26 protein-coding genes are annotated in these 27000 nt (G+C 62.1%); 14 read left to right on the plus strand and 12 right to left on the minus strand.

Annotated features, from left to right (window positions below; translation table 11 throughout):
- Positions 1 to 169: 169 nt before the first annotated feature.
- From sbcB to icd, 5 genes are all read right to left on the minus strand, one after another.
- Positions 170 to 1639: an exodeoxyribonuclease I gene (sbcB, locus tag BM408_RS05565; RefSeq protein WP_092127780.1), complete on the minus strand. Its 1470-nt coding sequence runs from the start codon at positions 1637 to 1639 to the stop codon at positions 170 to 172.
- Between the two features lie 17 nt (positions 1640 to 1656).
- On the minus strand, positions 1657 to 3114 hold the full coding sequence (gene cls / locus BM408_RS05570; RefSeq protein ID WP_092127782.1) for a cardiolipin synthase: 1458 nt from the start codon (positions 3112 to 3114) through the stop codon (positions 1657 to 1659).
- 112 nt (positions 3115 to 3226) lie between these two features.
- Positions 3227 to 5563: an ATP-dependent Clp protease ATP-binding subunit ClpA gene (gene clpA, locus BM408_RS05575; protein ID WP_092127784.1), complete on the minus strand. Its 2337-nt coding sequence runs from the start codon at positions 5561 to 5563 to the stop codon at positions 3227 to 3229.
- Between the two features lie 68 nt (positions 5564 to 5631).
- The gene (gene clpS, locus BM408_RS05580; protein WP_092127786.1) at positions 5632 to 6009 is read right to left on the minus strand and encodes an ATP-dependent Clp protease adapter ClpS; all 378 of its coding nucleotides are present in this window, start codon (positions 6007 to 6009) and stop codon (positions 5632 to 5634) included.
- Between the two features lie 170 nt (positions 6010 to 6179).
- Entirely contained in the window at positions 6180 to 7433 is a 1254-nt protein-coding gene (gene icd, locus BM408_RS05585) for an NADP-dependent isocitrate dehydrogenase (RefSeq protein WP_092127788.1), read from the minus strand.
- Between the two features lie 212 nt (positions 7434 to 7645).
- Here icd and BM408_RS05590 point away from each other — a divergent pair, with 212 nt between their 5' ends.
- Both BM408_RS05590 and BM408_RS05595 read left to right on the plus strand, forming a co-directional pair.
- On the plus strand, positions 7646 to 8011 hold the full coding sequence (locus tag BM408_RS05590; protein WP_092127790.1) for a cell envelope biogenesis protein TolA: 366 nt from the start codon (positions 7646 to 7648) through the stop codon (positions 8009 to 8011).
- A gap of 95 nt (positions 8012 to 8106) precedes the next feature.
- A complete protein-coding gene (locus BM408_RS05595) occupies positions 8107 to 8595 on the plus strand; it encodes a DUF192 domain-containing protein (RefSeq protein WP_254774714.1) in 489 nt (162 codons plus the stop codon).
- A gap of 87 nt (positions 8596 to 8682) precedes the next feature.
- Here BM408_RS05595 and BM408_RS05600 read toward each other — a convergent pair whose 3' ends face one another.
- Positions 8683 to 9264 carry a superoxide dismutase gene (locus BM408_RS05600; RefSeq protein WP_092127794.1) on the minus strand — a complete coding sequence of 194 codons (582 nt, stop codon included), beginning with the start codon at positions 9262 to 9264 and terminating at the stop codon, positions 8683 to 8685.
- A 70-nt stretch (positions 9265 to 9334) separates the two neighbouring features.
- Positions 9335 to 10618 carry an exodeoxyribonuclease VII large subunit gene (xseA, locus tag BM408_RS05605; RefSeq protein ID WP_371326990.1) on the minus strand — a complete coding sequence of 428 codons (1284 nt, stop codon included), beginning with the start codon at positions 10616 to 10618 and terminating at the stop codon, positions 9335 to 9337.
- A 376-nt stretch (positions 10619 to 10994) separates the two neighbouring features.
- Between xseA and BM408_RS05610 the strand changes: the two genes are divergently transcribed.
- From BM408_RS05610 to adk, 6 genes are all read left to right on the plus strand, one after another.
- Positions 10995 to 11633: a MotA/TolQ/ExbB proton channel family protein gene (locus BM408_RS05610; RefSeq protein WP_092127798.1), complete on the plus strand. Its 639-nt coding sequence runs from the start codon at positions 10995 to 10997 to the stop codon at positions 11631 to 11633.
- Positions 11634 to 11745: 112 nt separating this feature from the next.
- Positions 11746 to 12174, plus strand: a complete 429-nt coding sequence (locus BM408_RS05615; RefSeq protein ID WP_092127800.1) for an ExbD/TolR family protein — start codon at positions 11746 to 11748, stop codon at positions 12172 to 12174.
- Positions 12175 to 12230: 56 nt separating this feature from the next.
- A complete protein-coding gene (gene lpxK / locus BM408_RS05620; protein WP_092128496.1) occupies positions 12231 to 13265 on the plus strand; it encodes a tetraacyldisaccharide 4'-kinase in 1035 nt (344 codons plus the stop codon).
- Entirely contained in the window at positions 13246 to 13428 is a 183-nt protein-coding gene (locus tag BM408_RS05625; RefSeq protein WP_092127802.1) for a Trm112 family protein, read from the plus strand. The genes lpxK and BM408_RS05625 overlap by 20 nt, the downstream gene beginning before the upstream one ends.
- Positions 13425 to 14183, plus strand: a complete 759-nt coding sequence (gene kdsB / locus BM408_RS05630; protein WP_092127804.1) for a 3-deoxy-manno-octulosonate cytidylyltransferase — start codon at positions 13425 to 13427, stop codon at positions 14181 to 14183. Before BM408_RS05625 ends, kdsB begins: the two co-directional genes overlap by 4 nt.
- Before the next feature lie 193 nt (positions 14184 to 14376).
- The gene (adk, locus tag BM408_RS05635) at positions 14377 to 15033 is read left to right on the plus strand and encodes an adenylate kinase (protein ID WP_092127806.1); all 657 of its coding nucleotides are present in this window, start codon (positions 14377 to 14379) and stop codon (positions 15031 to 15033) included.
- A gap of 56 nt (positions 15034 to 15089) precedes the next feature.
- On the opposite strand, the gene BM408_RS05640 is transcribed toward adk, so the two are convergent.
- From BM408_RS05640 to BM408_RS05655, 4 genes are all read right to left on the minus strand, one after another.
- Entirely contained in the window at positions 15090 to 16766 is a 1677-nt protein-coding gene (locus tag BM408_RS05640; RefSeq protein WP_092127808.1) for a M14 family zinc carboxypeptidase, read from the minus strand.
- A 147-nt stretch (positions 16767 to 16913) separates the two neighbouring features.
- Positions 16914 to 17393: a DUF6152 family protein gene (locus BM408_RS05645; RefSeq protein WP_371326991.1), complete on the minus strand. Its 480-nt coding sequence runs from the start codon at positions 17391 to 17393 to the stop codon at positions 16914 to 16916.
- A gap of 22 nt (positions 17394 to 17415) precedes the next feature.
- Positions 17416 to 17835 (minus strand): hypothetical protein, encoded by a 420-nt coding sequence (locus tag BM408_RS05650; protein ID WP_092127812.1) that lies wholly within the window; start codon positions 17833 to 17835, stop codon positions 17416 to 17418.
- A 26-nt stretch (positions 17836 to 17861) separates the two neighbouring features.
- Positions 17862 to 18818 carry an asparaginase gene (locus BM408_RS05655; RefSeq protein WP_092127814.1) on the minus strand — a complete coding sequence of 319 codons (957 nt, stop codon included), beginning with the start codon at positions 18816 to 18818 and terminating at the stop codon, positions 17862 to 17864.
- Between the two features lie 141 nt (positions 18819 to 18959).
- Between BM408_RS05655 and lexA the strand changes: the two genes are divergently transcribed.
- The 3 genes from lexA (at position 18960) to BM408_RS05670 (ending at position 21370) form a co-directional block, all read left to right on the plus strand.
- The gene (gene lexA, locus BM408_RS05660) at positions 18960 to 19664 is read left to right on the plus strand and encodes a transcriptional repressor LexA (protein WP_092127816.1); all 705 of its coding nucleotides are present in this window, start codon (positions 18960 to 18962) and stop codon (positions 19662 to 19664) included.
- Positions 19665 to 19797: 133 nt separating this feature from the next.
- On the plus strand, positions 19798 to 20220 hold the full coding sequence (locus tag BM408_RS05665) for a hypothetical protein (RefSeq protein ID WP_092127818.1): 423 nt from the start codon (positions 19798 to 19800) through the stop codon (positions 20218 to 20220).
- 142 nt (positions 20221 to 20362) lie between these two features.
- Positions 20363 to 21370: a D-2-hydroxyacid dehydrogenase family protein gene (locus BM408_RS05670; protein ID WP_092127820.1), complete on the plus strand. Its 1008-nt coding sequence runs from the start codon at positions 20363 to 20365 to the stop codon at positions 21368 to 21370.
- Between the two features lie 40 nt (positions 21371 to 21410).
- On the opposite strand, the gene BM408_RS05675 is transcribed toward BM408_RS05670, so the two are convergent.
- Positions 21411 to 23585, minus strand: coding sequence for a type IV pilus assembly protein FimV (locus BM408_RS05675; RefSeq protein ID WP_092127822.1), 2175 nt, complete (start codon positions 23583 to 23585; stop codon positions 21411 to 21413).
- Positions 23586 to 23642: 57 nt separating this feature from the next.
- On the opposite strand from BM408_RS05675, the gene BM408_RS05680 reads away from it, so the two are divergent.
- The 3 genes from BM408_RS05680 to BM408_RS05690 all read left to right on the plus strand — a co-directional run bounded on the left by BM408_RS05680 (position 23643) and on the right by BM408_RS05690 (position 26974).
- On the plus strand, positions 23643 to 25163 hold the full coding sequence (locus BM408_RS05680; RefSeq protein WP_092127824.1) for a 3-hydroxyacyl-CoA dehydrogenase: 1521 nt from the start codon (positions 23643 to 23645) through the stop codon (positions 25161 to 25163).
- Between the two features lie 147 nt (positions 25164 to 25310).
- On the plus strand, positions 25311 to 26090 hold the full coding sequence (locus BM408_RS05685) for an oxepin-CoA hydrolase, alternative type (RefSeq protein WP_092127826.1): 780 nt from the start codon (positions 25311 to 25313) through the stop codon (positions 26088 to 26090).
- 158 nt (positions 26091 to 26248) lie between these two features.
- Entirely contained in the window at positions 26249 to 26974 is a 726-nt protein-coding gene (locus BM408_RS05690; protein WP_092127829.1) for a Crp/Fnr family transcriptional regulator, read from the plus strand.
- The last annotated feature ends 26 nt before the right edge of the window (positions 26975 to 27000 follow it).

The following is a 27000-nucleotide window of genomic DNA, read 5'->3' on the forward strand; positions in this document are numbered from 1 at the left end:
CTCGAGCACCGCAGGTTGCCCGAAGCGAAGCGCAGGGACCCAGACTGCGGGTCGCCTTTTCTTTGGTGACTTTCTTTTGGCGAAGCAAAAGAAAGTTACTGGCCGCCGGGCCACCCCCGGCCAGCAGCTCTCAGACAAGCGCGCAAGGCCGGAGCAAGATCCGACCTAGCTAAACCTCGGGCGCTACAAACTCCGCATACTCATAAAGCGCCCCCAAAATCTCCTCCCCCCGCTCATCAGCCGTCTCCGACAACACATCAATCCGGGCAAACAACGCATCCACATTACGCGCTCCACCCTCGCCCTCCAGCAGCCAGGCCACTCTGTGCGCCTCCCACCGCTCGGCATCTTCAGGCGACAGGGTCTCGGGAAAATTACGGGCGCGGTAGCGGAACAATATTTCCTCCAGCCGGTCATCATCAAAACCGGTGCGACTGTGGGCCAGCTCGGCCGGCGACAGGGCGCGCAGCTGGTTCAGGCGCCGCCGGTCGGCGTTGTTGATAAAGCCGCCATAGAGGTCTTCGTCGACATCGGCCGCGGCCTCTTTGGGGCGCTGGAAGACTTCAGGCCAGATCGCGCTCATGTCGGGCAGGCTGGCGGCTTTTTCGGCGTTGGCCAGTGCGGCATCGATGTCAACGCCCCACTTGGCCGCCATCTCGGGCGTCAGCGTGGCGAGCTTGCGAACGACCATGGGCGACTTGTTCAGGTGCACTGACTTGATGGGCAGGCGTTGCACGCCTTCGGGCAGCTCGGACGATTTGCTGAAGAGGCGCTGGCGCAGCGTGGCGACATCCAGCAGCGGCAATTCGCTCGGGTCTTGTGACAAATCCCAGGCTAGCAGCTCGTTCTTGTTGGTGGGGTGCGTTGCCAGTGGCCACATGACGGCGAGGCAACCACGCTCGGGCGGGAACATGCCTGATATGTGCAAAAAAGGCTGGGCCGTCTGCGGGCTGGTGGGCAGGCCGAGTTCGGTGGCGACGCGGTCCTTCTTGTGCAGGCTCAGGGCGAAGTCGAACAGCCTGGGCTGGGCCTGGCGTATCAGGCGCGCCAGGGCAATCGTGGCGCGCACGTCGGACAGCGCGTCGTGCGCCGCATCGTGCATCAGGCCATTGGCACGCGCCAGGTCTTCGAGCTTGAAGCTGGGACGGGTCACGCTGGGGTCATCAGGAAAGCGCTCGTCGGGTTTGCGCGGCCAGACGATGCCTTCGGGCCGCAGGGCGTAGCACATGCGCACCACGTCCAATAGATCCCAGCGGCCGCAGTCGTTTTGCCATTCGCGCGCGTAAGGGTCTATCAGGTTGCGCCAGAACAGGTGGCGCGTGACTTCGTCGTCAAAGCGGATGGTGTTGTAGCCCACGCCTATGGTGCCGGGCTCGGCCAGTACAGCTTCAATCTTTGCGGCGAACTCATGCTCGGCCACGCCGCGCTCCAGGCACAGCTGCGGCGTGATGCCGGTGAGGAGGCAGGACTCCGGATCCGGCAGGTAGTCGTTGGCGGGCTTGCAGTAAATCATCAGCGGCTCGCCGATTTCATTGAGCTCGGCGTCAGTGCGTATGCCGGCAAACTGCGCGGGCCTGTCGCGGCGCGGGTTGATGCCGAAGGTCTCGTAGTCGTGCCAGAGAAAGGTGTGGGAAGCCATGGAGCGTCTCGAAAGAATTAAAGCAAGGGAGAAAACAGCCGTGCCGTGGCGTCGGCCAGCCGCATCAAAAAGCGCTGCGGCCTGTGGGCGCGCACGGGGGCCGCACTGCGCAGGTCGGTTTCGAACTGTGCCGCCAGAGGCCCCGTCAGCGCCGGGCCGTACACCACCGCCATGACCTCGAAGTTCAGGCGAAAGCTGCGGTTGTCAAAATTGGCGGTGCCGGCCATGGCGCAGTTGTCATCGACCACCAGCGTCTTGGAATGCAGCATGCGGGCCTTGTACTCCCACACCTTCACGCCGGCGTCAATCAGCTCGTCGTAGTAGGAGCGCGCGGCGGCGCTGACGATCAGGCTGTCGCTGCGGCGCGGCACCAGCAAGCGTACGTCAACGCCGCGCAGCGCAGCGCTGGTGAGCGCCATCAGCGCGGGCTCGCCAGGCACAAAGTATGGTGTGGTCAGCCAGGCGCGCTGGCAGGAGGCGTTGATGGCCGCGACATGCATGCGGTGTATGGGCTCCAGCGTGGTGTCGGGCCCGCTGGTGATGATCTGCACCGGGATATCGCCGGCTTCTGCGTCGGGCAAGAGCTGCGGCAGCAGGTGCGGCAGCGCCCGGTTCTTGTCGCTGGGGTATTCGCCGGTGGTGTAGGCCCAGTCTTCCAGGAAGGTGGTTTGCAGCCAGCGCACGGCGCTGCCTTCAATACGCAGGTGAACGTCGTGATAGGCGTCCTTGCGTGTGCGCATGTCTTCTTCGTCGGTGATGTTGACGCCGCCGGTAAAGCCGATGGCGCCGTCGCACACCACGATTTTGCGGTGGGTGCGGTAGTTGGTCACCGGGCGCAGCCGGCGGCCTATGCGGGTGTCGTGGAAGAAGGCGACGTGCCCGCCGGCATCCTCCAGCGGCGCCAGAAACCTGCTGCCCAGGCGCTGTGAGCCGATGGCATCGACCAGCAGGCGCACGCTGACGCCCTCACCGGCTTTTTGCACCAGCAGGTCGCGCAGAGCGGTGCCGATCTGGTCGGGCTCGAAGATGTAGTACTCGAGGTGAATATGGTCGCGTGCGCCGCGAATCGCCTCGAAGATGCTGTCGAAGGTGCGCGCGCCGCCCGACAGCAGCTCAACCGCGGTCGCGCTGGACACCGGCAGGCCGCAGGCGGCCGTGCCCAGCGCGGCCATCTGCCGCAGGGCCTCCGGCGCTCTCTGGGCGGCCTCGCGCAAGAGTGCGAGGTCGTCACTTGCGCGTTCACCGGCACGGCTGCGCAGACGTTTGAGGCGCTGCTTCTTCAGGCGCTGGGGCCCCAGGAAGTAATAGATGACAAAACCCGCGAAGGGCAGCAAGGCCAGCGACAGTATCCAGCTCATGGTGGACACCGGGGCGCGCTTTTGCATCACGATCCAGATCGACAGCACCGCAATATAGATGCTCCAGGCCAGGGACAGGCCGGTTTTCCATTCGGAGCTGAGTTCAGGAAGCGTCAAGGCGGGGTTTCAAAGAGTGGACGGCGCTGGCGGACATGAAAAAAGGCCGATAGCGTGATGCTACCGGCCTTTTGGGTGGGTGCTGAAAAATCAGCGCCTGCCTTGGCTTGGCTTAGTTGGTCTCTGCCGCTTCGGCTTCAGGCTTGGCCTTGCCCTCTTTCTTGGGCAGCGGCTGGATGTCGAGCTCGACCTCGCCGGTCTCGACGCCCTTCTCGTCGGTCGTCACTTTCATGTCGACCGTCAGGCGGCCACCGTCGATCAGGCGGCCGAACAGCAGCTCGTCGGCCAGGGCGCGGCGAATCGTGTCCTGGATCAGGCGCTGCATCGGGCGCGCACCCATCAGCGGGTCGAAACCTTTCTTGCCGAGGTACTTGCGCAGCGTGTCGGTGAAGGTGACTTCCACCTTCTTCTCGGCCAGTTGCGTTTCAAGCTGCAGCAGGAACTTGTCGACCACACGCAGGATGACGGCTTCATCCAGCGCCTTGAAGCTCACGGTTGCGTCCAGGCGGTTGCGGAACTCGGGCGTGAACAGGCGCTTGATGTCAGCCATCTCGTCGCCAGACTCGCGCGGGTTGGTAAAGCCTATGGTCGCCTTGTTCATCGTCTCGGCACCGGCATTGGTGGTCATGACGATGATCACGTTGCGGAAGTCAGCCTTGCGCCCGTTGTTGTCTGTCAGCGTGCCGTGGTCCATGACCTGCAGCAGCACGTTGAAGATGTCCGGGTGCGCCTTCTCGATCTCGTCGAGCAGCAGCACCGCATGCGGCTTCTTGGTGATGGCCTCGGTCAGCAGGCCGCCCTGGTCGAAACCGACATAGCCCGGAGGTGCGCCAATCAGGCGGCTCACGGCATGGCGCTCCATGTACTCCGACATGTCGAAGCGGATGAGCTCAATACCCATGATGTAGGCCAGCTGCTTGGCGGCTTCCGTCTTGCCGACGCCCGTGGGGCCGGAGAACAAGAAGGAGCCGATCGGCTTGTCGTCCTTGCCCAGGCCCGAGCGCGCCATCTTGACGGCGGACGCCAGCACGTCGAGTGCCTTGTCCTGACCGAAAACCACGCTCTTGAGATCGCGTTCCAGCGTCTTGAGCTTGCCGCGGTCGTCGTTGGAGACGTTGGCGGGCGGAATGCGGGCGATCTTGGCCACGATCTCTTCGACCTCGGCCTTGCTGATGATCTTCTTGCGTTTGGACGCAGGCAGGATGCGCTGGGCGGCGCCGGCTTCATCGATCACGTCGATTGCCTTGTCAGGCAGGTGACGGTCATTGATGTACTTGGCGCTGAGCTCGGCCGCGGCCTGCAGGGCAGCCACGGCGTACTTGACGCTGTGGTGCTCTTCAAAGCGCGACTTCAGGCCCTTCAAGATATCAACGGTTTCCTGCACGGTCGGCTCAACCACGTCGACCTTCTGGAAGCGGCGTGACAGGGCCGCATCTTTTTCAAAGATACCGCGGTATTCGGAGAAGGTGGTCGCACCGATGCACTTGAGCTGGCCCGAGCTGAGGGCGGGTTTGAGCAGATTGGACGCATCCAGCGTGCCGCCCGAAGCCGCACCGGCACCGATCAGGGTGTGGATTTCGTCGATGAAGAGAATGCCGTTGGGCTTGTCTTTCAGCGCCTTGAGCACGCCCTTCAGGCGCTGCTCGAAGTCGCCGCGGTACTTGGTGCCCGCGAGCAAGGCGCCCATGTCGAGCGAATACACATTGGCTTCGGCCAGGATCTCGGGCACGTCTTTTTGCGTGATGCGCCAAGCCAGGCCCTCGGCAATCGCCGTTTTGCCAACGCCAGCCTCACCGACCAGCAGCGGGTTGTTCTTGCGGCGGCGGCAGAGGATTTGAATGACGCGCTCGACTTCGTACTGACGGCCGATAAGCGGATCAATCTTGCCTTCCTTGGCGAGCTGGTTCAGGTTGACGGTGAACTGCTCGAGCGGAGACGCCTTTTCGTTTTTCTCGCCGCCCTCTTCGTTCTCGGCAGCGCTCTCGCCGGCCTTGGCGGGCTCGGGCGGGTCACTCTTCTTGATGCCGTGCGCGATGAAGTTCACCACGTCCAGGCGGGTCACGCCTTGCTGGTGGAGGTAATACACGGCGTGCGAGTCTTTTTCACCAAAAATGGCGACCAGCACATTGGCGCCGGTGACTTCTTTCTTGCCGTTGCCGGTGGACTGCACATGCATGATGGCGCGCTGGATCACACGCTGGAAGCCCAGCGTAGGCTGCGTGTCGACATCATCGGTGCCCGCCACCTGTGGGGTGTTGTCCTTGATGAAGTTGGCAAGCGACTTGCGCAAATCATCGACGTTGGCGGAGCAGGCGCGCAGCACTTCGGCGGCACTGGGGTTGTCCAGCAAGGCAAGCAGTAGGTGCTCAACGGTGATGAACTCGTGGCGCTGCTGACGCGCCTCGACAAACGCCATGTGCAAGCTGACTTCTAATTCCTGGGCAATCATTGATCTTCCTTTCGGCTTGCTTGGGTTACTTTACTGACTTATAGCTCGAATATTGGCCGGATTTACGATTATTCAATGGGCTCACTGACACACTGCAGTGGATGGCCGTTTTTGCGGGCGGCTTCGGTGACCTGGTCAACCTTGGTGGCAGCCACGTCTTTGGAGAAGACGCCGCAAACGCCTTTACCGTCCAGATGGATCTTCAGCATGATCTGCGTGGCGGTTTCACGGTCTTTATTGAAGAATTCCTGAATAACGACCACCACAAACTCCATCGGGGTGTAATCGTCATTGAGCAGCACCACCTGGTACATCTGCGGTGGTTTGGTCTTTTGCGGGCGGCGCTCCAGTACAACCGACTCTCCTCCGTTGCCGTTATCCGGCCTGACGGCAGGAACCGGATGCTGCACCGGGGAGTTAGGGGTTTTGGGAGACTTGGTTGCCATGGAATTCATTCTAGCCACCGATGTTGCTCAGTGCGCCTGGTAGGGAAATTGGTGGCGGGAACGCGACATTCAAGCGTGATTTTTTGCCTTTTTTACGGACAAGAAAAAACCGCCTCGGGATTGCTCCCGGGCGGCTTCAAAATAGAGGGCTGGGCCCGCTTCGGCGCTTTTTACATGTGGTCGATCATGACCTGGCCAAAGCCGGAGCAGCTGACCTGCGTCGCACCTTCCATGAGGCGCGCGAAGTCATAAGTCACCTTCTTGGACTCAATGGATTTTTCCATGGAGCTGATGATCAGGTCGGCAGCCTTGGTCCAGCCCATGTGGCGCAGCATCATCTCGGCCGAGAGGATCTCGGAGCCGGGGTTGACATAGTCTTTGCCGGCGTACTTGGGCGCCGTGCCGTGGGTAGCTTCAAACATGGCGACGGTGTCGCTCAGGTTGGCGCCGGGGGCGATGCCGATACCGCCGACCTGGGCCGCCAGCGCGTCGGAAACATAGTCGCCGTTCAGGTTCAGGGTCGCGATCACGCTGTATTCAGCGGGGCGCAGCAGAATCTGCTGCAGGAAGGCGTCGGCGATGCTGTCCTTAACGGTGATTTCCTTGCCGGTTTTCGGGTTCTTGAACTTCATCCATGGGCCGCCGTCAATTTCCACCGCGCCGAATTCCTTCTTGGCCAGGGCGTAAGCCCAGTCACGGAAACCGCCTTCGGTGAACTTCATGATGTTGCCCTTGTGCACGATGGTCACACTGGACTTGTCGTTGTCAATGGCGTACTGGATGGCCTTGCGCACCAGGCGCTCGGTACCTTCGCTGGAAACCGGCTTGATGCCGATGCCGGAGGTGTTCGGGAAGCGGATTTTCTTGACGCCCATCTCGTCCTGCAGGAACTTGATCAGCTTTTTGGCCTTGTCGCTGCCGGACTCGAACTCGATACCGGCGTAGATGTCTTCCGAGTTCTCACGGAAGATGACCATGTTGGTCTTCTGCGGCTCTTTGACGGGCGAAGGAACGCCGGCGAAGTACTGGATGGGGCGCAGGCAGACGTAAAGGTCGAGTTCCTGGCGCAGCGCAACGTTCAGGCTGCGGATACCGCCGCCCACAGGGGTCGTCAGCGGGCCCTTGATGGACACCACGTAGTCGCGCACGGCGTGCAGGGTTTCTTCAGGCAGCCACACGTCCGGGCCGTAGACCTTGGTGGATTTTTCACCGGCATACACCTCCATCCAGTGAATCTTTTTCTTGCCGCCGTAGGCCTTGGCAACAGCAGCATCCACCACCTTCAACATGACCGGCGTGATGTCGGCGCCGGTGCCGTCGCCTTCGATGAACGGAATGACGGGTTCGTCAGGCACGTTCAGGGAGTTGTCGGCGTTGACAGTGATTTTCTGGCCTTGGGAAGGCACTTTGATGTGCTGGTACATGTAGGGAAGTCTCCGGTGAGCGCTCTGGCGTGGGTAGGTACGCCGCGTAGCAGTTTAGGTAAAAACCCCTAAATTCTAGCCGTAAAAGCATTGGGCAAAAGAATTTGGGGGCTTGTGTCAACGGCTTGCGAACGGGGCTCGTTACGGTAGGGCCTCCGAGAAGTTCGGGGTACTTTTTCCAATCACATTATTAAGTATTAAGGAAATTCCAAATGAACAAGATCCTCGCTGCTTTGATCGCTGGCCTCTTCGCTGTTGGTGCATACGCACAAGCTCCTGCCAAGCCTGCTTCCGCTCCTGCCGCCGCAGCCGCACCAGCTCCCGCTGCTGCTCCTGCCGCTACCCCAGCTGCCAAGCCAGCCAAGCCCACCAAGGAAGAAAAAGCAGCCGCTGCAGCCGCAAAGAAAGAAAAAGCTGCTGCCGACAAGAAGGCAAAGGCTGACGCCGCTGCTGCCAAGAAAGCTGAAGCTGCTGCTGCAAAGAAGGCAAAGGCTGAAGCAGCTGCCGCCAAGAAGGCTGAAGCCGCCGCTGCCAAGAAAGCAAAGGCTGACGCCAAGAAAGCTGAAGCCAAGAAGTAAATTCCTGGTGACTTCGGTCAGAATGCCCGCCGCGTGCGGGCATTTTTTATGCGCGTCGTTTATGCTGGCAAATCAACTTTATGCGTGGTGACTCTATGTTTTCAAAATCCGGCGCGGCATCTTATGGCAAGGCATTCCTGGGCCTCGCCTTTACCCTGGCTGCCTTGCTTTCTCCGATGCTCGTCTCCGCACAGGAAGGCCCGCAGATGAATCTGCAGCGCGTCAAACTCACAGCAGGCATGCACCTGATTGATGCGCAAGTCGCATTCACGCCCGAGCAACGGCAAATCGGCCTGATGTTTCGCAAGGAGATGCCGCAGCAAGAAGGCATGATCTTCGTGTTCGAGCAAGCCAGCCAGCAATGCTTCTGGATGAAAAACACCCTGCTGCCCCTGACGGCTGCTTTTGTGGCAGACGACGGCACCATCGTGAACCTGGCGGACATGAAGCCGCAAACCACCGATGCCCACTGCTCGGCGCAACCAGTACGCTATGTGCTGGAAATGAACAAGGGCTGGTTCGCCAAAAAAGGTATCAAGGCCGGCAGCAAACTGGGCGGCCCGCCTTTTGAGGCAAAGCGCTGATCTTTCCCCAGCCTAAACTCCGCCCGAAACAAAAAAAGCCGACTGAAGTCGGCTTTTTTGTGCACGCCAGAAGCGTGACCCAGGCAATCAGGCGAAGTTGGCTTCCGCAAAACTCCAGTTGACCAGATTGGACAGGAAGGTTTCCACAAACTTGGGGCGCAGGTTGCGGTAGTCGATGTAGTAGGCATGTTCCCAGACGTCAACCGTCAGCAGGGCTTTGTCTGCGGTGGTGAGCGGAGTGCCGGCAGGGCCGGTGTTGACGATGTCCACCGTGCCGTCGGCTTTCTTGACCAGCCAGGTCCAGCCGGAACCGAAATTGCCCACGGCCGACTTGACAAAGGCTTCCTTGAAGGCGGCGTAAGAGCCGAACTTGGCGTTGATCGCCGCTGCCAGCGCGCCGCTGGGTTCGCCGCCACCCGCGGGCTTCATGCAGCTCCAGAAGAAGGTGTGGTTCCAGATCTGGGCTGCGTTGTTGTACACGCCACCGCTGGATTTTTTGACGATCTCTTCGAGCGTCATCGACTCGAACTCGGTGCCCTTTTGCAGGTTGTTGAGGTTCACCACGTAAGCATTGTGGTGCTTGCCATGATGGTATTCAAAGGCTTCCTGGCTGTAATGCGGCGCCAGGGCGTCGATCGGGTAAGGGAGCGGTGGGAGCTTGTGTTCCATGATTTTCCTCGTGGTGATGAATGAACTTTTGTGAAAACTGTTGTGAACGCTGTCCGGGCCATTGTAAAAACTAAATCAGGCGGCGCGCAGAGACTGTCAAATCGACCTCGCCGCCGGCAAGGGTAGCGCGCACCGGTTGGCCCACGTGCGTTTTTTCAGGACTGGTGATGGGCTCACCTTGAAGGTCGGCGAGCCAGGCATAGCCGCGCTTCAGGACCAGCTTGGGGTCCAGCAGCTCAAGCCGCAACTGCGCGCGCTCGACCCGCTGCAGGCCGCGCTGCAAGCTGCCTTCCACCTCCCGGGGAAAGTCCGTGCTCAGCGCTTTCAGCCTGACGCGTTCGTGCTGCAAGGCTGAACGCACCGCGTGGTTCAGACTCTGGCCCAGCCCCGCCAGACGGGCGTGTTGCCGTGTCACCAGGTGGGATGGCCTGCCCACCCGGGACGCCGCCCAGTCCAGGCGCTGGCTGTGCGACTGCATCTGGCGGTCAACGCCATTTTGCAACCGCGACAAGGCCAGCCCCAGCGCCCCCAGCCACACGCTTTGCGGTTGCGCACAAAGTTCGGCCGCGGCGGTCGGTGTAGGGGCCCGCACATCCGCACAAAAATCAGCAATGGTGAAATCGGTTTCATGGCCCACGCCGCTGATCACCGGCATGGGAGCCTCAACAATGGTGCGCGCAAGCTGCTCGTCGTTGAAGGCCCACAAATCCTCCATCGCGCCGCCGCCGCGCACCAGGAGCAGAACATCCACCTTGTCCTGCTCCCGCCTTTGATACGCCTTCAGCAATGCCCCCCGCAACTCGCCCGCCGCCTGGGCACCCTGCACAGTGGCCGGGTAAATCACCACGGGAATGTGCGGCACACGCCGCTGCAGCGCGCTCACCACGTCATGCAAGGCAGCAGCCCCCAGGGATGTGATGACGCCGATGGCGCGCGGCATGACGGGCAAGGGCCTTTTCCGGCCGGTATCGAAAAGGCCTTCAGTTTCCAGCTTGGCCTTTAGCAGCAGAAACTGCTCGAACAGGTTGCCTTGCCCCGCCTGGCGCATGGACTCCACGACCAGTTGCAACTCCCCGCGCGGCTCATAAACGCCCAGGCGCCCCCGCAACTCGACCAATTGGCCGTCGCGCGGCGAAAAGTCCAGCAGGCCGGCCGCACGGCGAAACATGGCGCAGCGAACCTGCCCCTGCTCGTCTTTCAGGGAAAAATAGCAATGCCCGCTGGCTGCCCGCGAAAACCCGCTGATTTCACCTTGCACGGCTACAGGGTTGAAACGAGCCTCGAGACTGTCCGCAATCGCGCGCAGCAAAGAGCCCACGGGCCAGATACGAACACCCGCTTCGCGTCCGGGCAAAAAAGGTTTTTCAGAATGAGACGGAGTCTCAAACACGCCTAAACCCCTTGATTTCGCAGGGGTAGTACTCCACAGAGCACCGTCCAGCATGGGCAAAACCACTACTTTGCTGCGGGAAATGCGATAGCTTCGTATAACTCATTGATTTTGAATAACTTAATTCTGCTCAAAATTTCATCGTTTTGTCATACGCACGATTTGGTGCGGCCTGTGGCCTCTTCCACCATCACTTGCTCACAAAGTTATCCACAGCTTCTGTGGGTTACGTCTTACAAAACATGATCTTGCAAACAATCGCGAATGATGCGCCGCCGGTCGGGTGCTGCAATTTCTGTAAGCCATAATCCACCACAAATTATCTGCTTGGAGATGTGCATTGTTTTCGATCATACAAGCCGCAGGCTGGCCGATCTGGCCTCTGGTTGCCTGTTCCGTCTTGGCTCTGGCGCTGGTTATTGAGCGTTTTACCAGCCTCAAAATCCGCAAAGTCGCCCCTCCCAAACTGCTTGACGAAGCCATTACGGTTTCACGCGCAGCCATCCCCTCGCCCGATGTCGTGGCGCAACTTGAGCAGAATTCATTGCTTGGCGAGGTGCTTGCCAGCGGCTTTCGCGCCCTGAACGCGAACCCGCGGATCAGCGAAGACGACTTGCGCGCCACCCTGGAGGGCGCCGGACGCCAGGCGGCGCACAAGCTGGAACGCTATCTCGCGGCCCTGGCAACCATTGCCTCCGCCGCGCCCCTGCTCGGCCTCCTGGGCACGGTGATCGGCATGATCGAAATCTTCGGCTCCCAGGCTGGCGGCGGTGGCGTCAGCAACGCCGCCGGGGGCAACCCGGCGCAACTGGCGCAAGGCATTTCCATCGCCCTTTACAACACGGCATTCGGCCTGATGGTGGCGATTCCCTCGCTGATTTTCTGGCGCTACTTCCGGGCTCGCGTAGACGGCTACCTGCTGACCATGGAGCTTGCTGCCGAGCGTTTCGTGCGCCACCTCAACAACCTGCGCAAATGACAAAAGCCCCCACGCTTTTCACTTCGTGTAATGCGCTGCCCCCCGAGGGGGCTGTGCTTGCTTGGGGCGGCCCGGCGCTGCGCACGGTGGCGCTGCCAGCGGAGGACGAGCTATGAACTTCCGTCCTCATCCTCATGACGAGCCGGAGATCAACCTGATCCCCTTCATCGATGTATTGCTTGTGGTGCTGATCTTCCTGATGCTGTCGACCACCTACAGCAAATTCACGGAACTTCAGGTGAAGCTGCCGATTGCCGATGCAGAGCAGCAGCGCGACTATCCCAAGGAAGTCATCGTTGCCGTCAGCAGCGACGGCCGCTACATGGTCAACAAGACGCTGGTCGAAGGCCGCAGCATTGAAGCGCTGGGCGCCGCGCTCGCCGAAGCCGCCAAGGCCGGCAAGGAAAGCGTCATCATCATCAGCGCCGACGCCAGCGCAACCCACCAGGCGGTCATCACCGTCATGGAGGCCGCCCGCCGGCATGGCCTCACGCAAATCACGTTTGCCACCCAGAGCGCCGCGATGGCCGGAGCGAAGTAGGCTCAGGCTCCTTTGCCCGCCGCCTTCAAACCTTCCGGCCAGACGGCTTGAACCGCGTGAAACAAACCCTGCAGAAGGCCTGGCTCAACCGGGGATGGCTGGCTTGCCTGCTCTGGCCGCTGGCGCAGGTTTATGGGCTGCTGGTCCACCTGCGCAGGATCTTGTACCGCCACGGATTCCTCAGATCCGAACGTTCTGGAGTGCCGGTCATCGTGGTTGGCAACGTGATTGCGGGCGGCGCCGGAAAGACGCCGCTGGTGATTGCCCTCGTCAAGCACCTGCAGGCACAGCAACTGGCGGTAGGTGTGATTTCCCGTGGCTATGGGCGCTCCAGCCCCGATTGCGTGGAAGTCACTTCAAGCTCCCGCGTTGAAGAAGCCGGCGACGAACCGGCCCTCATCCAGCGGGCGACGGCCGCGCCTGTTTTTGTCGCCAACAAGCGCACCGAGGCCCTGTGTGCGCTGCTGGCTGCGCATCCATCCACCGCTGTCGTGGTTTGCGATGACGGCCTGCAACACTACGCCCTGCAGCGCGATATTGAGATCGCGGTATTTGACGACCGGGGTATTGGCAACGGCTGGCTGCTGCCGGCAGGCCCGTTGCGCGAGGCCTGGCCTGCACGCAAGCATCAGGGCATTGACCTTGTGCTGCACACCGGACGCCAGCCCGCATTTGAAGGATTCACGTCCAGCCGGCACCTGTCAAATGAAGCCTATGCCGTGGACGGCAAACGGGTCGCGCTGGCCAGTTTGCGAGGACGGCCGTTGACCGCGATGGCCGGCATCGCGAACCCGCAGGCCTTCTTCGACATGCTCAAAAACAGCGGTTTGACACTTGAGGCGACCCTTGCCCTGCCCGACCACCACGCGTTCAAGGGCAGCGACCTCGCCGGGCTGGACGGCCGGACCGTCCTGTGTACCGAAAAGGACGCGGTCAAGCTTTTCCGCCTGCCTGAGGCGGCCCGGCTCGACCTGTGGGCCGTGCCGCTTGAGTTTTCCCCGGAGCCCGCCTTTTTTGCCGGGTTCGACGCACTGCTGGCGTCGCGGCTTTCTTCTCCATTACCATCGAAGCATGGACACCAAATTGCTTGAACTGCTGGTCTGCCCCGTGACCAAAGGCCCACTCGACTACGACCGGGAGAAGCAGGAGCTCGTCTCCCGCGGTGCCCGCCTGGCTTACCCCGTGCGCGATGGCCTGCCGGTGCTGCTGGAGACCGAGGCACGCACCCTGACCGACGAAGAGCTGGGCTTGTGAGCTTCACCGTCCTGATTCCGGCCCGGCTGGCCTCTACCCGACTGCCCAACAAACCGCTGGCCGACATAGGTGGCGCCCCCATGGTCGTACGCGTGGCCCAGCGCGCCATGCAAAGCACCGCCCTGCGTACCGTCGTGGCGACCGACAGCAACGAGATCATCGAAAGTTGCGCGGCGTTTGGCGTCGAGGCGGTTCTGACACGCATAGACCACCCCAGCGGCAGCGACCGCTTGGCCGAGGCCTGCAGCGTACTAAGCCTGGCGGACGACGAGATCGTTGTGAATGTGCAAGGCGACGAACCGCTAATTGACCCGGCGCTGATCGACGCCGTGGCCCATCTGCTCAACAAACGGCGCGATTGCGCCATGAGCACGGCCGCGCACTCTATCGACCAGTTGGCCGACTTTCTCAATCCGAACGTGGTCAAGGTCGTGCTGGATGCACAGCACACAGCGCATTACTTCAGCCGTACCCCTATCCCTGCGGGCCGCGACTTCGCCGGCCAGGCCTGGTGGGAAGCCGGCAGCAAGCTGCCCAAGCCGCTTCGGCATGTCGGCATTTATGGCTACCGGGTGGGTTTCCTGCGGGAATTCCCCCGCCTCTCCCAGTCCCCGCTTGAGCAACTGGAGTGCCTGGAGCAGCTCCGCGCCCTGTGGCATGGCCATCGCATTGCCGTGCACATCACCGACGACGCACCGGGGCCGGGCGTCGACACCCCCGAAGACCTGGACCGCGCCCGCAAGCTGTTTTCCTGACGCGGTGTCCCCCCGGGAGGGCGGCCGCCTGTAAGTTGGTGTCAGGGACGTGCATGCTATCCTTGGGAAAAACACAAGTGTGGGGCCTGCAGGGCGTGCGGGCAGCCCTCAACACCTGTCAAGCAACCTCAGCGGATCATCGGCTTGCCGGCCCGGGGTTGACTTCAAGAATTCATAAAATCCGAGGACATCCATGAGACTGATTTTGTTGGGCGCGCCTGGCGCGGGCAAAGGGACGCAAGCGACCTTCATCTGCCAAAAATACGGCATCCCCCAGATTTCCACCGGCGACATGCTGCGCGCAGCCGTCAAGGCCGGAACGCCGCTGGGCATCGAGGCCAAAAAAATCATGGACGCCGGCGCACTGGTCAGCGACGACCTGATCATCAACCTGGTCAAGGAACGTATCGCCCAGCCCGACTGCGCCAAGGGCTTTTTGTTCGACGGTTTTCCGCGCACCATTCCGCAGGCCGACGCGATGAAATCGGCAGGCGTCAAGCTGGACTACGTGCTGGAAATCGACGTGCCGTTTGAAGCCATCATCGAACGCATGAGCGGACGCCGGTCGCACCCCGCTTCCGGCCGCACCTATCACGTCAAATTCAACCCGCCCAAGGCCGAAGGCAAGGACGACGTGACAGGCGAGGCGCTGATCCAGCGCGACGATGACAAGGAAGAAACCGTGCGCAAGCGGCTGGAGGTCTACAGCGCCCAGACCCGCCCCCTGGTGGACTACTACTCAGGCTGGGCCAAGGTCGCTCCCGATGCCGCACCCAAATACCGCGCCATCAGCGGCATGGGCACGGTGGACCAGATCACGGCGCGAGCCTTTGAAGCCCTGGCCGCTTAAGAAGGCCTCAGGGTGAAAAAAAGCCGTCTTCCGACGGCTTTTTTTATGGGCGGTCTTTAAAAAACCGAGAGCACAGGGTAACGACGCCATTGCGCCTCGGCATAACGTGCACAGTTCTCGAAGATAAAGCCCAGTACCTGTTTCTGGTCGGACAGCAGCGCTGGGTTGTCCGTCTTCCACTGCTCAAAGTGCGCGCGCAATTCCGGCTCATCCTTGAGCAATTGCAGCGCCATGTCTTCAAAGACATAGTCCGAAAAATTCTCTTTCTTCTCGAGAATGCTGTTGAAAAATCCCCAGCGGAAAAAGCTGTCGTGCGCATGCGGCTCCAGGGTTTCGACCGCATAGCGGGCCTTGTCCTGGTCCAGCGGTACCCACCAGTCGCCGGCTTGCAGTTCGACGGATTGAAGGCTTGTTTCCAGCGTGAGTTCGTCATGGAAAAGATGGCCTTCATAGGCGCCTGGGCGGCTCTGCACACTCCGGATGCGGCTGACCTGGGCTTGCACCGTACGGGCCGCGGCCAGGCGCTCCATCTTCACGCCGTTCCAGTCCAGGCGTTCGACCGCAGCACGCCAGGCCTGTGGGACGACATAGGCCACGGGCGCGCGCACCACCGTTTCCTCGGCAAAGTGGGTGAAGTAGTCGATCTCGCGCTCCCAGGGCTGGCTCCTGTCATAGGCCAGACGCTGGTAATTGCCCAGCACGCTGGGTGAACGCACGGCGGCGTAGCCTTTAAAGAGCACGCGCGAGGGGCGTGCTTCATCGAGCTTCCAGCGGACAGGCCATTGCGCCCTGCCGCCCACCGGCTGCCGGGCTTGCCGGCGCAGCGCCTGAATCTCCGGCCCATGCGCCACCGTGAAGGCCAGCGTCACGTCCAGCAGCGCGCGCATGGATTCATAGCGGTCCGCAAACGGCTTGAGCATGTGGGTTTCGGGCATAAAGCCTATGGTGTGGTTCAGCGCCGCGTAGCCGGTTGAGAACCTGGGCACCTCGAGGAAATCGGCGATCCCCTGGTCGGGACTCACGTGGACGGGATTCACATAGGGGCAAGTCGGCCAGCCCCTTGCTTCCATGCCGCGGTAAATCGCCGGGAGCATGCTGCTCCGCAAGAACGCGCCCAAGCCGCCGCCCAGCTTGTCGGCCTGAGTGTGGATCAAGGTCATCGTATAGGCATAGTCCGCGCCATTGGAGGTGTGGGTATCGACCATCACGTCCGGGTCCCAGGCCGTGAAGAAGCGGTTGAACAGCTGCGCGTTGAGGCTGTCGCATTTGATGAAATCGCGGTTCAGATCCAGGTGCAGGCTGTTGCCGCGAAAACCGAAAGACTCCGGCCCGTCCTGGTTGACCCTGCTGGTGTTGCTGCGGTTGCAGCTGCCGTCGACGTTGTAGACAGGAATGAAAAGATAAACCGTACTGCCCAGTGCGGCCAGGCGTTCGGGCTCCAGGCACAGGTCGCGCACCAGCGCCATGCATGCATCTATACCCTCAGGCTCCCCGGGATGGATGCCGTTGTTGTTAAAAAAGACGGTGCGGCCCGCCCGCTGGATTTGCTCGCGGTCAAACACACCGTCGGCACTCACGATGCCAGCGTGGATGGGGATGCCGGCATCCGACACGCCGATTTGCGAAAACTGCAGCACGGCAGGGTAACGCTGGGCCAGCGTTTCATAAAACTGGATGCAGGCGGCCCAGGTGGTTGTCTGGTTGTGGTTGCCGAGTTCGTACGGGGTTTGCATGAGTTATCTGGTGCGAGTGTCAAAAAAATAAAGGGCGTGGGGCCCGCTGCACCCTGAAAGCCGTCCTGCTGACGGCTTTGTTCATGGGCTTTTGTTTTTCTTGTCTATCTTGTTGGTGTCATTTGCCTTGCCGGCCGGTTCCATTTTTCAGGCGGGACTGGACCGCAGCCCATAAGCCTTGCCGTTGACAAACAGGTATTCAGCGCGCACCACCGCATCGCCCTTTTCTTCGGTCAAGGTAAAGCCGACGACGGAGACCATGGTGCCGGCCTTGATCTCCGCCAGATTCCACGCCTGCAAGCGCGTCAGCGGTGCCAGCTCGATTTCCCAGCGCGCATCCTTGCGATTGGGCAAGACAGCCTTGGCAAGCAAGGCCTTGCCGTCCACAGGCGCCGTCTGCGCCGGCAAAACACGCTGGGCCAGGTCTGAAGGTAGCCTGAGCGTTGCGGGAACATCAATTTCAAGTTCGGCATGCGGGTTTTGCCACAGCACCTTGGCCACCCTGCCCTCCAGGTAAACCGGCCTGTCCTGGTCAAAACTGCTCCAGCCATGGTGCGCGCCGGCCAACGGCGCTGCGCCGCCCGCAGCCATGAACAACGACACCTTCAACACTTCACGTCGTTTCATCATTCACTCCTTGGGGCTTGAGTCAAAGATAGGCGATCCAGCGGCCGCAAGCCACAACAGCCAACCAGATCAGGGTCGACAAAACCATTTGCGCACAGGCCAAGGCATCCAGTTTGCCCACCGACCCTCGCCCATGAAACCATGCCGCATTACATCCCGCCGCCAATAACAGCAGCATCTTCAGGGTAAAGGCGCGGTTGCTCAACAGCTCCGCGGGCTGGGACGCAAACATCAGCAAGCCGGAAGCGGCAGCCAGGGTAAAACCCGCCACTGCAATGCCAAGGCTCAGTCGCGCAAGGTCTTTCACCGGCAAGCCGGCGCCCATGCCAAACACCCGCAGCTCCAGCAACACCAGGTTGCCCAGCAGCAGTGCAATACCGCTGATGTGGATGATCTCCAGGGCCGGATAAGCCCAGACATGCGTCTTGAGTGCGGTGAACATTGCGAGGGCTGCCTCAGAGCCTGCCGTCAGGCCGGCGCCATCAACCGGAGCATCAACGCGATCCGTGCTTTCACCGGGCTCAGGCCTTGCGAATCAGGGATCTTGTCCTTCGGCGCGGGTAGCACCCTGCCATTGGGGCATCTTGTTGCGCGCACCACCCGCACGCCCGCGGCCTGCGCCTGCAGCAGGGCCGCCTCCAGGTCCTGGTGCAGAGAGCCGTTGCCCGTTCCGGCAACCACGAGACCCTGTACACCTTGCGCCTGCAGCGCCTGGACCACGGCGCCGCTCGCGCCGGCATGGCTCATGACGACTTCCACACGGGGCCAGCGATCCGGCTCTGCCAGTTCCGATACTGTTTTTATCGCTACTCCCACAGGATCGACGGGGACTGAAGGCCAATTTCTTGACATTCTCAGGGCGCCTTCCTCGACGTGGCCCAGCGGCCCGGCATCCCCCGAACTGAAAGCATCCAGCTTGTAGGTGTGCACCTTCTGCACATCCACCGCGCCGTGGACGGTTCCCGCGCAAACCAGCACCACGCCTGCGGCATCTGGGTGGCGGGCCACGGCCATCGCGTCCAGCAGGTTCTGCGGGCCGTCCGGCACCAGCGCGGTCGACGGCCGCATGGCACAGGTCAATACCACCGGTTTGGCTGGGCGGCACACGGCGTGCAGGAAATACGCGGTTTCCTCGATCGTATCCGTGCCATGCGTGATGACGATGCCCTTCACGTCCGGCTGAGCCAGAAAATGGTTAACGCGGGCGGCAAGCCGCGCCCACACCGCAAAGCCCATGTCCTTGCTGTCGATTTGCGCCACTTGCTCGGTCAGGACGGGGCCGGCTTCGGCCAGGGCGGGAATCGCCGCGACCAGTTGGTCGACGCCGACCTGGGCCGCGGTGTAGCCGACGTTGTCCGAAGCGCTTTCAGCCCGGCCGGCAATCGTGCCGCCGGTGCCCAGGATCACAATTTGTTGACGGTGCATAGAAAGTGGGCTTGCAATCTTTTAAAAACTGGATGAAAATACAGGTACTGGATATTAAAACAGCTACTCGCCATGTTACGGCACGCCAAGGCGGCATGCCATAAACCCGGCCAGGTGCTGTTAATTCAAGGAGCAACGGTCATGAGCACGCTAGACGATTTTTCGCATTTTCCCTCCGAAGGCCCCAAGCTCACGGCGCGCCAGCAACAAATCCTGGAACTCATCCAGAGCGCCATTGCACGTACCGGGGCACCTCCCACCCGCGCCGAGATCGCTAACGAACTGGGCTTCAAATCTGCCAATGCTGCCGAAGAACATCTTCAGGCGCTGGCCCGTAAAGGCGTCATCGAACTCGTCAGCGGCACCTCCCGGGGCATACGCCTGCGTGGCGACACCCTGCGCTCCATCAACGAATCGCGCACAAAACAGTTTTCCCTGCCGTTGCAAAGCCTGGCCCAACTCGCCCTGCCTCTGGTGGGGCGGGTTGCTGCTGGCAGCCCGATTCTCGCGCAGGAACACATTGAGCAGACCTATTATTTTGAAAGCAGCCTGTTCCAGCGCCAGCCCGATTACCTGCTCAAAGTCAAAGGTATGAGCATGCGCGACGTCGGCATCATGGACGGCGACCTGCTGGCGGTCAAACAGGCCAAAGAAGCCAAGAACGGCCAGATCGTCGTGGCCCGGCTGGGTGAGGAAGTCACCGTCAAGCGCTTTCGCCGTACCAAAAATGTGATCGAGCTTCTGCCCGAAAACCCCGACTTCAAAACCATTGTGGTCGAACCGGGTGAGCCGTTCGAGCTTGAAGGCCTGGCCGTCGGTTTGATCCGCAACACCATGCTGATGTAAGCAGCTTATTTGGCCGCTCACCAGGTGGCGGGCGTTTGGCCGTAATGGCCAACACCCTGGTGCGGCGGCCCCGCCGGCAGATCTGCCGGTTCGAATCCTGCCTGTGTAAACCTCTCTCATACAGGAGTTCATCATGGGAATCATCAGTTTTTCACACTCGTCAATGCTGTCAGTCCTGCTGGCCCCGGTGCATGCGTTGGCAGCGTGGTTTGTGCCTGCACAAAACGCGTCCGGACGATCATCCGGACAATTCACCCCGCCTGCGGCTGCCCAACGTGCCCGCCAGCTCGTATTGCCCTTTGCCTCGGGCCGCGCCCCTCTCACGGGCACCTTCCCCGAGGCGCTTCGGCCCGCAGCCGCCTCGGCAGCGGGTGCCAAAATCATCAAGCTTCCATTGAAAAAGCCAGCGCCCAGCCGCCTGCGGGTGGTCCGGGAGTTCGACTCCAATGTCGGCCCCGCCTGCGCCGGCCGCATGGTCATCTCCGGCCGCATGGCCGATGTGTGCGCGGAGCTTGAGCGCATGGCGCAGCGCGAAGCTGCACTGCAGGCGCAGTAAAGAGCGCCCTTGCCGCAATTGGGCTGCTGAAGCCCGGCGAGCCTCTCAAGAGAGGCCGCCATCGTTTCTTCACGATACAAAATCAGCCCCTTCGGGCAACCCTTGGCGCCGGGAAGAAAAATCTTGCAGGCACAATATCGGCATGAATATTGTGATCCTCGACGACTACCAGGACGCAGTGCGAAAACTGAACTGCGCTGCCAAACTGGAGGCCTACCCCGCCAAGGTCTATACCAACACTGTCAAAGGCATAGGCCAGCTGTCCGTCCGGCTTAAAGATGCCGATGTCATCGTCCTCATCCGCGAGCGGACCCAGCTGAGCAGGCAGGTCATTGAAAAACTGCCCAAACTCAAGCTGATTGTGCAGACCGGCCGCGTCGGCAGCCATGTCGACGTCGCAGCCTGCACCGAGCGCGGGATCGCGGTGGCTGAAGGCACCGGTTCGCCCACCGCACCGGCCGAACTCACCTGGGCACTGGTGATGGCCGCCACGCGCCGCATCCCCCACTACGTCGCGCACCTGAAGCACGGCGCCTGGCAGCAGGCGGGGCTCAAATCCGCCTCCATGCCGCCCAATTTTGGGATCGGCACGGTGCTCAAGGGCAAGACTCTGGGCGTGTGGAGCTACGGGAAGATCGGGCAAATCGTCGCCGGTTATGGCCGGGCGTTCGGCATGCGTGTGGTCATCTGGGGCCGCGAAGCTTCTCTGGAGCGGGCCAAGGCCGATGGCTTTGAAATCGCCGCCAGCAAGGCCGAATTCTTCGAGCAGAGCGATGTACTCAGCCTGCACCTGCGGCTGAACGACGAAACCCGCGGCATTGTCACGCTGGAGGATTTGTCCCGAATGAAGACCACTTCACTGCTGGTCAATACCTCACGCGCCGAGCTGATAGAGCCCGAAGCGCTGATTGCCTCACTCAACCGCGGCCGGCCCGGCCTGGCAGCGATCGACGTGTTTGAGTCGGAGCCCATACTGCAAGGGCATGCACTGCTTCGCCTCGAAAACTGCATCTGCACGCCACACATCGGTTATGTGGAGCAGGACAGCTACGAGCTGTACTTTGGTGCGGCATTTGACAACGTCGTCAACTTCATCAAGGGCACACCCACCAATATCGTGAACCCCGGCGCGCTTCAAGTGCGGCGCTGAGCCGATCCCTCGCGCGCTTCAAAAACAGGACTGGCGAGTCCTAGGGTTTCGGCACAGGAGCGGTAACGATAGGCGTATCGAGGTCAAACTCGATCAGGTTACTCACCTCTTTGGGCTCCAGCGACGCATCCGGCGCATCCGGCACGACGATTGAAGGCAAAGGCGCAAGCGCGCCCTCCACTTCCAGGCTAAGGTCAATGTCCAGTCCCAGCCGGGACGACACAGGAGGCCGGGTCAAATCCAGCACCACCGTACGCTCCGAGGGCGGGACTGCAGACGCTGCCTCAGGGGCAGTCGCAGCATGCGGGATGGGCAGCCCGGTGGGCAGGGGCGGCGGCGTTTCCTGAAGCTTCGCAGACAAAGGCTGGATGTTGGTTGGCCCAAAACTCGTGGTGGGCGTGTTCAACGCAGAAGGCGCCCCCGCATCCGCAACCGGGGCAATGACCTTCTTGGCAATGGAATGCAGCAGCAGCAGTTCGCGGTAAGCCGCAAGGCTGAAAACCTCGCTGCGTGAATCGGGCTTGCGGAAAATCGACTCTTCCAGCACGTCCAGCACTTTGGACGTCGGCCACAACGATTCAATGCGCGTCAGGGCCGCGACGTAAAACTCCAGCCCGTGCGAGTCCATCGCGTAATCATCAAACGCCGGCACCTGGGCATTGAACATCCGGTGGAAATCCTTGCGCAGCGCGTCGTACTCGTCCCTGCGGCCCAGCTTGTGATACAGGTCCAGCAGGTCCAGATACACCAGCGCGCTGGTCTCCACGTTGTCCATGATGTGGTGGAGCAAAACCTCCACGGCTTTGTCGGTATGGCCCAGCGAGAGGAAAAAATCCGCCTGCTGCTGCACGTCGAAAAGCTCTTCGGCGTTCACAATCCGCGGCATCCCGCTCAAACCTCCCAGGCTGGGAAGAAACTCCGGATGTTCTCTGGCCTCAGGCGCCCTGGCAGGTTTTACCGGCAGGGGTGCCGGCCTGCTTTCAGTGCTTTCAGCGTGGAGATCGTCCAGGTTGAGGTCCACCACCGACTTTTGCGAGCGGCTCGTGCCCGCGGCGGCAATCGCCGCGGCTGCGGCAAAACCGCTCTCCATGCCACGTTTGCCACCACCCGCTTCATCCCCCCACCACGGGCCCCGTTGCTGCTGCCGGCTGCGCACCCACAGGAAAGCCGCCGCTGCCAGCGCCAACGCAAGCAATCCGCCCAGGGCATATACCAGCCCGTTGGCGTAGCGCTCACCGCGCGCCTGCTCGAGCTGGCCTCTCAACTCCGTGATGGCCGTGTCGGTTTTGCGCCCCTGGGCCAGCATGTTGGCAACATCCGCCTCAAGCGACTTGAGGCGCTGGTTGTGGCGTTCCATCTCTTGGGGCTGTGCATTCAAGGCCTGCCACAAGGCGGCGGCGGCAGCCCTCTGCCCCGGGTCCGACGAAGGTGCGGTCAGTAATTCGGGCGACGAACGAAGCACCGGATCACGCGCTTCAGTCAGGTCAATCGGGTCAAGCTTGAGGCGTGAACGCGAGGGCTGCGCCGCTTCCGGTCCGGCTTTGGCCTTGCGGGCCTGACGAGCAGGTGGTGCGGCCAACGAGAACGCCATGGCGCCGGTTCGGGGGCTGGACCGGGGCACGGCATCTATGCCGGTTGAATCTGCTTGCGGTTTTGCTTTGGACGCCTTGCGGGCGCCGGCGCGGGGCACGGACTCCGCTTGCCCTTCCCCCGCTCCTGTCGCCGTAGCGCCGCGCGCATCGCGCGTATCGCGGGTGCCAGGAACCACCGGCAGTTGCACCGCCGCCGGCGCGGGGGGCGAAACTGCGGGGACGGGGACGATATTGTCAGCCAGCGCTTCCGCCAGCATGACGTACTTGCGCGTCGTATTCTTTTGCTGGCAGCCCTCTTGCACGTACAAAGTCACCACCGGCTCGTCGACAACAGAGGTCGTGCGGATTCTGATCAGGGCTTCACCGGCCGTCGGGCTTGCTGAAGTGGCGACGCGGACTCTGCTGGAAGAGACCTGGCTGTCGCCGAAGAACACGTCGACGGCCGCGCAAACGGCGGAAAGCCCTTCGGAGGCGTCGAGTTGCACGGACAGCGTGGCGTCCAGCGGGCGGCCGACAATCGCCGCGCCGCGCATGCGGCCCAGAGACAAAGCCAGGCTGTTGGCGGCAGCCCCCATCAGCAAGACGCCGAGGACGATTCGGAGAGACTTCTCGGCAAATTTCATAAGGTGCCTAATTTTGCCAGCCGCCGTCGCCAAATTACGCTCGGCCATAATTCGGGCATGAAAGTAATTTACGCGAATGTGGGAATAGTTGGCACTGGTGCCATGGGGCGCGGCATCGCGCAGATCGCCGTCCAGGCCGGCAGCACCGTCAGGTTGATGGACGCGCAGGCAGGCGCCGCCGAAAAAGCACGCGAAGCGATCTGTGCTCAATGGGACAAACTGGTGGAGAAGGGCCGCATTGCGGCCGACGTAGCCGCCGGACACAAAGACCGGCTGCTGATCGCCGGCACTCTCAGTGATTTGTCAACCTGCGAGCTCATCGTCGAAGCCATCGTGGAGCGGCTGGACGTCAAAAAAACCCTGTTCGCCGAACTCGAAGCACTGCTGCCCGCCAGTGCTGTGCTGGCCAGCAACACGTCCTCACTGTCCGTCACGGCTATCGCGGCAGGCCTGAAGCACCCCGAACGCCTGGCCGGTTATCACTTCTTCAACCCCGTGCCGTTGATGAAAGTGGTCGAAGTGATCGCCGGACTGAAGACCAACCCCGCCGTGTGCGAGGGCCTCAGCCAATACGCCCGGCAGATGGGCCACACGCCGGTGCAGGCGCAAGACACGCCCGGCTTTATCGTCAACCACGCCGGGCGCGGCTACAACACCGAGGCGCTGCGCATCGTCAGCGAAGGCATCGCCGATTTCGCCACCATAGACCGCATCCTGCGCGACCAGGCCGGCTTCAAGCTGGGCCCTTTCGAGCTGATGGACCTGACCGGGCTCGATGTCTCCCACCCCGTGATGGAGGCGATCTACCACCAGTACTACGAAGAAGCCCGCTACCGCCCCAATGTGATCACGGCGCAGCGCCTGGCCGGCGGCGTGTTGGGACGCAAGACGGGCGAAGGCTTCTACCGCTACCCGGACGGCGCCATCCAGGTGCCGCCAGAGCCGCCCGTTCCCCAGGTGGCTGAACTTCCACCAGTGTGGGTGTCGCCGCGCGCTTCGCGCCGCTCCGAGTTGCTGCAGTTGCTGAAAAACCTGGGCGCCAAAATCGAAACCGGCGCTTCCGCATCACCGCAGGCCCTGATGCTGGTCGCCCCGCTGGGCTTTGACATCACCACCGTCGCTGTCGTGGAGCGCCTGGACCCGGCCCGCACCGTCGGCATCGACATGCTGATCGACGACGCGGCCACCAAGCGCCGCGTGCTGGCCACCAACCCGGCCACCCGCACCGACATGCGCGACGCCGCGCACGCCCTCTTCGCCCGCGACGGCAAGGCCGTCAGCGTGATCCGCGACAGCGGCGGCTTTGTGACCCAGCGCGTGGTCGCCGCCATCGTCAACATCGCCAGCGACATCTGCCAGCAAGGCATTTGCAGCCCGAAAGACCTGGAAACCGCCGTGACACTGGGCCTGGGCTACCCCATGGGCCCGCTGGCCATGGGCGATCGCTACGGGCCCACCAATGTGCTGGAAGTGCTGTTCAACATGCAGACCGTGTACGGCGACCAGCGCTACCGCCCCTCACCCTGGTTGCGGCGCCGGGGCGCCATCGGCCTGAGCCTCTTGCATAAAGAAGAGTGAAGCACCCCCGTCGGATGCTCACTTCGTGTAGCACCTTCCCCCCTCGAGGGGGCAGCGCCTGCGGCCTGGCAAAGCCAGTTCCGCGGCCCCTACTTGCACGGGAACCTGTTCCCTGCCCACCCCTCATTTCGTATCGGAGAAACTGACATGGCAGGCGCACTGAAAAGTACCAGCGAGGGCGGCACACTCATCCTCACGATCAGCAACCCGGAGTTCAAGAACGCCCTGGGCCCGGACATTTACGCCGCGGGCATCGAAGCGCTGAATGCCGCCGAGAACAACCCCGACATCCGCAGCGTGGTGATCACCGGCGAAGGCCCGATGTTTTGCGCGGGCGGCAACCTTCAGCGGCTGGAGGCCAACCGGCGCCAGCCGCCCGAGGTGCAGGCGCAAAGCATTGAAGGCCTGCACAACTGGATCGACTCGATCCGCACCTACCCCAAGCCGGTGATCGCCGCCGTGGAAGGCGCGGCCGCCGGCGCCGGTTTTTCGCTGGTGCTGGCCTGCGACTTTGTGGTGGCGGCGGATAACGCGATTTTTGTGATGTCTTACAGCACGGTGGCGCTGTCGCCCGATGGCGGCGGCAGCTGGGCCCTGGCGCGTGCCTTGCCGCGTGCGCTGGCCAGCGAGCTGCTGATGGCCGGCGAACGCATAGGCGCGCGCCGGCTGCACGACTTCGGCCTGGTCAACCGCGTGACGGCCTCGGGTGAAGCCCTGGCCCAGGCGCTGGAGCTGGCGGCCGGCCTCAATGCGCGCGCCCCCAACGCGCTGGCCAGCATCAAGGAGCTCATCAACGACGCCGCCGGCAGCACGCTCAACGCGCAACTGGCCAGCGAGCAGGCGCACTTCGTGCGCAACCTGCACGACGCCAATGCCGGCGAAGGCATAGACGCCTTCCTGACCAAGCGCACGCCGCACTACCGCTAGGCTCTGCGCCAACCCCGGGCGCCTACGGCCCGGGTACTCCCCATCCCCCATCAAAAGGGCCGCCTGCGGCCCCGCGACACCCATGCGACAGCGGGATGGCGCCGCCTGCGTCCCTCAAGCGACAATGGACGCCTTGTTAGTCACTCAAAAGACAGACCATGGACGATCCCATTCTTACGATAGAGGAACGAGAGGCCATTAACAACGGCCGCTGGTTTTCATCCCTGTCCCCATCCCTGAGGCACGACATACTCCGATGCGCCTACGTCAAACGCTACAAAGACGGCGAACTCATCTCTGCGCGCGGCGACGTGCCGGAAGAGTGGATCTCGTGCGCGCGCGGTGCGATTCGTGTGAGTTCGACCTCGATCTCGGGCAAGCAGGTCACGCTGACGTACGTGGAGCCGGGCCTGTGGGTCGGCGATGTGGCGATCTTCGACGGCGAGCGGCGCACGCACGACTCCTATGCGCATGGCGAGACGACGCTGCTGTGCGTCTCACGTGCCGACCTGCGCAAGATTTTGAGCCAGCACGTCGAGCTCTACGAAGCCCTGCTGCGCCTGCATGCGCGGCGCATCCGGCAGCTCTTCGGCTTGGTGGAAGACCTCAACACCCTGCCCTTGCGGGCGCGGCTGGCCAAGCAGCTGCTGCACCTGGTGCGCAGCTACGGCGTGCCCAGCCTGGCGGACGGCGGCGAAGTGCGCATCGGCCTGCAACTGGCGCAAGAGGAACTGGCCCAGTTGCTGGGCGCCTCGCGCCAGCGCGTCAACCAGGAACTCAAATCGATGGAGCGCGAGGAAGCCATCCGCATCGAGCCGGGCGGCCTGGTGGTGCGCAACCGCGAAGCGCTGATGCGAATTTCTGAAGCCGAGATCGACAAGTAATCAACAAACAATCAAACAGAGACAAC

It is taken from the genome of Polaromonas sp. YR568 (genome assembly GCF_900116715.1).
Classification (GTDB): Bacteria; Pseudomonadota; Gammaproteobacteria; order Burkholderiales; family Burkholderiaceae_C; genus Polaromonas.